Here is a 6956-nt window from a genome sequence, read left to right on the forward strand (position 1 = left end):
TTTGGCTCCGGAACTCAACGACCGGGAGCCAGCTTGATGACCATCCTCTCACCTGTCTACTGTCAGATCTGACAGTAGACAGGCCAGAGTTCAGACCTTCAGCGCCTTCCCGCCAATCGCCACCGCCACCAGCAACGTCGCCATCAACCCGAAGGCAAAACTCAGGCTGCTGGCATGGGCGACAAACCCGATCACTGCCGGCCCCGCCAGAATCCCTGCATAACCCAGCGTGGTGATTGCCGGCACGGCGATGCTTTCCGGCATCACCGTCTGCTTGCCCACTGCGGTGTACAGCACCGGCACGATGTTCGAACAGCCGGCACCGACCAGTGCATAACCGAGCAGCGCGGCTTGCCAGCTCGGGGCGAAGGTCGCCAGAAACAATCCCGCCGCCGCCAGCAGACCGCCAAACAGAATGATCCGGGTCGCACCCAATGCCCGGACGATCCGGTCACCAGTCAGACGACCCACCGTCATGGTCAGCGCGAACGCTGCGTAACCCAGCCCCGCGTAGGCGGTGTCGATCCCGCGTTCCTGCGCCAGAAACACTGCGCTCCAGTCCAGCGCAGCGCCTTCAGTGAGGAACACGATGAAGCACATGCCGCCGATGAACAGCACGATCCCGTGGGGCACCGCGAACGCCGGGCCCGAGCTTTCACTGCCGTAAGGCAGCATGTGCGGGACCGCCTTGAACAGCGCCGCGATCAGCACCACGACCACCACCAGCATCGCTGCCAGTGGCGACAGCCCGAGACCGAGCAGGGCGCTCACACCCGCCGCGCCGACGATCCCCCCGAGGCTGAACAGGCCGTGGAACCCCGACATCATGTTCTTGCCGCTGGCCCGTTCGACGATCACCGCTTGCAGGTTCACCGTCGAATCCACCGTGCCCAGTCCGGCACCGAACATGAACAACGTGGCGATCAGTGCCGGAATCGACGACACCGTCGCCAGCAGCGGCAACGCTGCACAGATCAGCAACGTGCCGCCGGTGGCCACTTTTCTGCAGCCAAACCGCGTGGCCAGAATCCCCGCCAGCGGCATCGCCAGAATCGAGCCGACGCCCAGGCACAGCAACAACAGACCCAACGTGCCTTCATCGAGCCCGGCCCGCGCCTTGGCGTAGGGCACCAGCGGCGCCCACGCGGCAATGCCGAGTCCGGCGATGAAGAAGGCGATGCGTGTGGACATCTGTTCGAGGCGTCCGGGAACGAACGTGTCTTGAGGGGTGAGGCTGGTCATAACGATCCTTGGCAAAAAACGTTTCAGCAGCGGACATCCTTGCACAGCTTTTCTGTGGGAGCGAGTCTGCTCGCGATGGCGGTGTATCAGTCAATGAAAGTTCGACTGGCACGACGGCATCGCGGCCAGACTCGCTCCCACAAGGAATTGCGTTTTACAGTGACGTCTTTGGCAACTCGAAAACAAGGGTCAGTACATGACGCAGTTCTACGATGCACGGGGCAATATCTACGGGGTGATTTCACCGCAGGCGCTGCGCGACTCGGGTATCGATTTGCCCGCCAGTGCCACGCAGTGTGCCTTGTCTCGACTGGCGTGGAGCCACGCCGCGATTGCCTTGTGTTGCGATTGGCCCGAAGGTCGTCGCCCCGCGGGTAGCAAGTCCCATCGCAGCGATGGCCTGTTGATCGGCCCGTTTCAATCTTCGCCACCCTTCGACCTGCTGATCGTCAACACCGACGGCACGCTGGCCGAGCGCAGCGGCAACGGCCTGACGATTTTTTCTCAGGCGCTGCTTGAGCAGGGGCAGATGCCGCAGGAGGGCGCGACGATGCGGGTGCATCACGACAAACGGGATGCGCAGTCGCCCGTGTCGACCTCGGTGAAACCGGCGCAAGTGGCAGGCGTGCAAGGCTTCTGGCTTGATCTCGGGCAGCCCGATTTCGGCCCGGCGGCGGTTGGTGCGCTCGGCGTTGAACCGGTTCCGTTCAACGGTGCGCAGGTCAGCCGTGTTCGACCGTTGGCGCAACTCGATCCCGCCTGGGCACACAGCCAGTTCGTACGCATCGGCAATCCACATTGCGTGACGCTGGTGCAGGACGAGGCCGCTTTACCGAGCAACGCGCAGATGCTTGAATCGCCGCTGACGGACAGTCTGACCGCAATCGCCTACGCCATGCCCACTGGCGCCGGCCAGCCGTGCCCGGCCGGGGTCAACCTGCAATGGGCGATGCGCGTCGGGGATCAACGCATTGTGGCGCGAGTGTTCGAACGGGGCGAAGGCCCGACCGCTTCCTCAGGCACCAGCGCCAGTGCGGTGGCGAGCGCGGCGTGGCGGGTGGGCTGGGTGTCGGCGGGAGAAGTTCAGGTGGTGATGCCGGGCGGTACGGCGCCAATCCTGCTGGAGGAGCGCGACGGAGAACTGACCGGCGTGCGTCTGTTCGGCACCGCAGTGCGCGACGAAAAATAGCTGCAACCTCAAGATCAGAAGCGCCCGACGGTGTCGTTCACGGCACCGCTGGTGAATGCGTTATTCGCGCCGGCCTGCCAATACACCGTCGCCTGAGTCTGGCCACGCACGATGCACTTCCACTCGAGTTTTTGCTGACCCGGCACCTCAACCCTGGCGCTCCAGCGGTTATTGGCCAATGTCAGTGCTAGCGCATGCTGCGGGTCCCATGCCCCGAACTCCAGCGATGAACCCGCTGCATAGACGCTTTCGCCCGGTTGCGGATTGGCGTTGTCGCAATGCACGTTGACTGCCGCCGTCGCAGGTTCGACAGGGCCGGTCCAGATCCGGATATCGCCGTTATCCCAGCTCAATGTCGGTGTGCCCAGGCCCTGTGGCAGCTGCTGCAGATCGGATTTCAGGGCGATCACCAATGTGCCGCGCATGCCCTGTGTGGTGGCGACCAGCCCCTTATAGGCGGTGTTGAAGCGAACCGGCGAATCCGCGCGGACACCGGCGGCCTTGCGCAGTTTGATCAATTCCCGGATCAGTTGATCGCGCTGCCAGTCGTACATGTGCGGCCAGTACACGGTCGGTGTGCCGGGACTGCTGAGGATGTAGGCGTAAGCAAGATTGACCTGAGGATCGGGCAACGCCCAGTGATGCTGGCCGCCGTAGGCGCCAGGTGAGTAACCGGTATCGTGGTTTTCGACGAAGGTCACTGCGATTGCGCGCCAGGCGGGATCCGGATTGCCATTCAAACCGTGGCGCCACTCGGCGAGCGAACCGTTTTGCATGCGCTCCTTGAGGGCAAAATCGAACACCGTGCAATGCGAGCGATCCGACCAGTCCTTGAGCACATCCTGCCAGCTCGCACTGCTTCGCCAGTCGCCCTGCGGGTATTCGTTGGGGCCTTTCCAGTTTTCGCCGACACAGAATTGCTGGTTGCCGAAGGCGTTCATCCAGCGATTCACGGTTTCCGCTGCGTAACCGCGGACGAAGTCAAAGCGCAGACCTTCAGCACCATAGTTGTCGCGCAAGTTGATGAATTCTTTTTTGAAGGCGTCGAAGACTGTTGGGTGAGCGGTGTTCAGATCCGCGGCGCCATCCATGAACGCGTCGCCTTCGTCACATTGCGCGCAGTCATGCCGCCACGCATTGTTCCCGCGGGGGAACATGGAATAGACCGCTTGGTCGCTCATGTGATTGGGCACCACGTCGTAGACGACTTTTACTCCGGCATTCTTCAGAGCTGACGCCGCCGCCTTGAGTTGCTGATCGCTGCCATATTCGCTGTTCTTGTCGAAGCTGCTCCAGAAATAGCCTTCGCCACCACCGGAAGTCTGAGCCTGGCTGTTGGACCAGCTTGATTTATCCATCCAGGGTGGCGGGAACCAGACAAGGGTGAATCCGTCTTTGCCAATGGTCGTCGCCTGTTGCGCAAGTACCGAGTACCAAGGTGTTTGATTGCGGCTTGAGTTCCAGTGAAAGCCCTGCAACAGGATTTCTTCACCGCTGCCGTTGCGAACGCCAGCCATCGCCGCTGCCGTTGTGGCGATCATCAGGCAGACAGCGAAGGTCAGGCGAAATGGTGAATTCCCTTTCATGATCGTCCCCCCGGGAACGATGGATCCCTTGGGACTTACTGTGGGCCTGTTGGCAAAGGTTGTCGCCTGTCAGATCTGACAGGGCGACACGATCGTTTTGCGATAAAACCGACGCGAGCAATAACCGCCGTTCAACCCTCCATGAACTCCACCACCGGCATCTGCCGCTTCATCAACACCTTGCCATTGCGGATTGAATACAGCGGCAGACCCTGGCTGCGGATCACTTCGTAATCGCTGTCTGCCGACAGGATCAGCAGGTTCGCCGGGCGGCCCTGCTCCAGGCCATAGCGCTCACCGAGGTGCATGGCTTTGGCGCTGTTGTCGGTGACCAGATCCAGCGCGCTTTGCAGGTTACGGTAGCCGAGCATGTGGCAGATGTGCAGCCCGGCTTCGAGTACCCGCAGGATATTGCCGTTGCCCAGCGGATACCACGGATCGACGATCGAATCCTGGCCGAAGCAGACGTTCATGCCGGCTTCGAGCAACTCGTTCACGCGGGTCACGCCACGGCGTTTCGGGAAGTTGTCGAAACGTCCTTGCAGGTGAATGCTTTCGGTCGGGCAGGAGACAAAACTGATCCCCGAATGCCCGAGCAGACGGAACAGTTTGGCGCAGTAGGCGTTGTCGTAGGAGCCCATCGCGGTGGTGTGGCTGGCGGTCACGAGCGCGCCCATGTCGCGGCTGCGAGCCTCTTCGGCCAGCACTTCGAGGAAGCGCGAATGCGGGTCGTCGGTTTCGTCGCAGTGTACGTCCACCAGGCAGCCGGTTCGCTCGGCCAGGTCCATCAGGAATTTTACCGAGCTGACGCCCTGGTCGCGGGTGTACTCGAAATGCGGAATCCCGCCGACCACGTCCGCGCCCATGCGGATCGCTTCTTCCATCAGCTCGCGACCATTGCGGAACGACTCGATGCCTTCCTGGGGGAACGCGACGATCTGCAGGTCGATCAGGTGACGGCTTTCCTCGCGCACTTCGAGCATTGCCTTGAGCGCGGTGAGTTGTGGGTCGGTGACATCGACGTGGGTGCGCACGTGCTGGATGCCGTGGGCTGCGAGGGTCTGAATGGTTTTCTTGGCCCGGGTTTTGGTGTCTTCCTGGGTGATGGTGACCTTGCGCTCGCCCCAGCATTCGATGCCTTCGAACAGCGTGCCGCTCATGTTCCAGCGCGGCTCGCCAGCGGTCAGGGTGGCGTCGAGATGAATGTGCGGCTCGACGAAGGGTGGCACCACCAGATTGCCGCCGGCGTCGAGGTCGTCTGGGCCCAGGGTCGGCGCTTCAGTCTGGCGCGCGATGCTGCGGATCAGGCCGTCTTCGAGGTGCAATTCGTGCAGACCTTCCTGGTTGCGCAGTCGGGCGTTGATGATGTGCATCGGGCGAATCCTTTTATAGATCTTGTAGAGGGGCGCCCGCGTTGCGGGCGCCGAGCAGGCCGGTCACTGCGATATACGTTAACGCGGCAACGGCGATGCCGACCAGCGGCGCGACCCACGGCGAGCCAAACGCCGCGACAGTTCCGGCCGCGTAAGCCGCCAGCCCCGGCCAGTTGAACGCCGGTAACCGTGCGTCGGCCAGACGCGGATAGCGCCCGCGCCAGCGGAAGAAAAAGTCCGCCATGATCACGCCGCCAATCGGCGGGATCACCGTGCCGAGCAGGATCAGATAAGGCACCAGCATGTCGTACATGCCCAGCAGTGCGAGCGCCGTGCCGATCACGGCACCGGCCAGGGTCACGGTCTTGCGGCGCCCGGTGCGCAGCAGGTTGCAGCCGGCGACGGCGAAGTTGTAGATGGTGTTGTCCTGGGTGCTCCAGATGTTCAGCAACAGCATCGCCATCGCTGCCATGGCGAAGCCCTGCAACAGCAACACTTCGACCACGTCGGGTTGTTGGTAGACGATTGCGCCATAGGCGCCGATCAGCACCATCAGGCCGTTGCCGATGAAAAAACCGATCAGGCTGGCCAGCACCGCGACCCGTGCCGAGCGGGAAAAACGCGTCCAGTTGGTGGCCTGGGTCGCGCCGCTGACAAACGTGCCGAACACCAGTGTGATGGCGGTCGACCAGTCCAGCGAACCGCTGGGTACGACGCTGAGCAATCCGTCGAGGCCGCCGACTTTCACGGTCGCGACCCACATCGACAGCATCAGCAGCAACATCATTGCCGGCACCGCGATGTACGACAGAATCTCCAGGCCGCGATAACCGACATACGCCGTGGCGCAGAACACCAGGCCGAACAGCACCATCAGCCCCAGCACCGTGCCTTCGTTCAGATCGAAATACTTGCCCAGCACCACCGCCGCTGTCGCGGTGCCCCAGGCGTACCAGCCGATCTGGGTGAACCCGAGGATCAGGTCGCTGAGCTTGCTGCCGACTTCACCAAAACAGAAGCGCCCCATCAACACCGAATTCAGGCCGCTCTTGAAGGCGATGTAACCGAGACCTGCGGCGTACACGCCGAGCAGCAGGTTGCCGATGATGATGACGGCGAGCATCTCACCGAAGTTGAACGCCACACCGAGCTTGCCGCCGGCGAACATGGTCGCGGTGAAAAAGGTAAACCCCAGCAGCACCATCGCTGTGGAGGCCAGGCCTTTGCGAGCGTGCATCGGCACTTCGCTGAGGGGGTAATCGTTGCCGGGATCGTTTTGCGTCATGGGGCGTTCCTTGCTGGAAAGGGGGAGGACGCGGGGGATGTTGCAGCGGTCGTGCCAGTCACGGATTGACGGGGTTATGTATAGACGAGGTGGCGGATTTGGCGCGAAAGCGGTGCGCCTGTATCCACCGAAGCACAATGTGGGAGCCAGCCTGCTGGCGATGACGTGGTGTCAACCAACACAAATGTTGAATGTGCCGGCCCTATCGCCAGCAGGCTGGCTTGTATGCTGGTACTTGAAGGGAGGAGGAGGGACTAGGCTGGTTTCTGACTGTTGACGCA

At 62.2% G+C, this 6956-nt stretch carries 5 protein-coding genes; 1 reads left to right on the forward strand and 4 read right to left on the reverse strand.

What is annotated here, in order from left to right:
* Positions 1-90 precede the first annotated feature (90 nt).
* Positions 91-1242: an MFS transporter gene (locus N8H71_RS24730; protein ID WP_262196017.1), complete on the reverse strand. Its 1152-nt coding sequence runs from the start codon at positions 1240-1242 to the stop codon at positions 91-93.
* A 196-nt stretch (positions 1243-1438) separates the two neighbouring features.
* Between N8H71_RS24730 and N8H71_RS24735 the strand changes: the two genes are divergently transcribed.
* The gene (locus N8H71_RS24735; RefSeq protein ID WP_262196018.1) at positions 1439-2431 is read left to right on the forward strand and encodes a diaminopimelate epimerase; all 993 of its coding nucleotides are present in this window, start codon (positions 1439-1441) and stop codon (positions 2429-2431) included.
* A 14-nt stretch (positions 2432-2445) separates the two neighbouring features.
* On the opposite strand, the gene N8H71_RS24740 is transcribed toward N8H71_RS24735, so the two are convergent.
* The 3 genes from N8H71_RS24740 to codB all read right to left on the reverse strand — a co-directional run bounded on the left by N8H71_RS24740 (position 2446) and on the right by codB (position 6675).
* On the reverse strand, positions 2446-4017 hold the full coding sequence (locus N8H71_RS24740) for a glucan 1,4-alpha-maltotetraohydrolase domain-containing protein (RefSeq protein WP_262196019.1): 1572 nt from the start codon (positions 4015-4017) through the stop codon (positions 2446-2448).
* Between the two features lie 131 nt (positions 4018-4148).
* Entirely contained in the window at positions 4149-5390 is a 1242-nt protein-coding gene (gene codA, locus N8H71_RS24745; protein ID WP_230731928.1) for a cytosine deaminase, read from the reverse strand.
* A gap of 13 nt (positions 5391-5403) precedes the next feature.
* Positions 5404-6675, reverse strand: a complete 1272-nt coding sequence (codB, locus tag N8H71_RS24750; protein ID WP_262196020.1) for a cytosine permease — start codon at positions 6673-6675, stop codon at positions 5404-5406.
* Between the last annotated feature and the right edge of the window lie 281 nt (positions 6676-6956).

It is taken from the genome of Pseudomonas koreensis (assembly GCF_025447595.1).
In the GTDB taxonomy this organism is placed as follows: domain Bacteria; phylum Pseudomonadota; class Gammaproteobacteria; order Pseudomonadales; family Pseudomonadaceae; genus Aquipseudomonas; species Aquipseudomonas koreensis_H.

Coding starts and splice junctions, on each gene's coding strand:
- N8H71_RS24730 (WP_262196017.1), bottom strand. CDS start 1,242: ATGACCAGCCTCACCCCTCAAGACACGTTCGTTCCCGGACGCCTCGAA.
- N8H71_RS24735 (WP_262196018.1), top strand. CDS start 1,439: ATGACGCAGTTCTACGATGCACGGGGCAATATCTACGGGGTGATTTCA.
- codA (WP_230731928.1), bottom strand. CDS start 5,390: ATGCACATCATCAACGCCCGACTGCGCAACCAGGAAGGTCTGCACGAA.
- codB (WP_262196020.1), bottom strand. CDS start 6,675: ATGACGCAAAACGATCCCGGCAACGATTACCCCCTCAGCGAAGTGCCG.
- N8H71_RS24740 (WP_262196019.1), bottom strand. CDS start 4,017: ATGAAAGGGAATTCACCATTTCGCCTGACCTTCGCTGTCTGCCTGATG.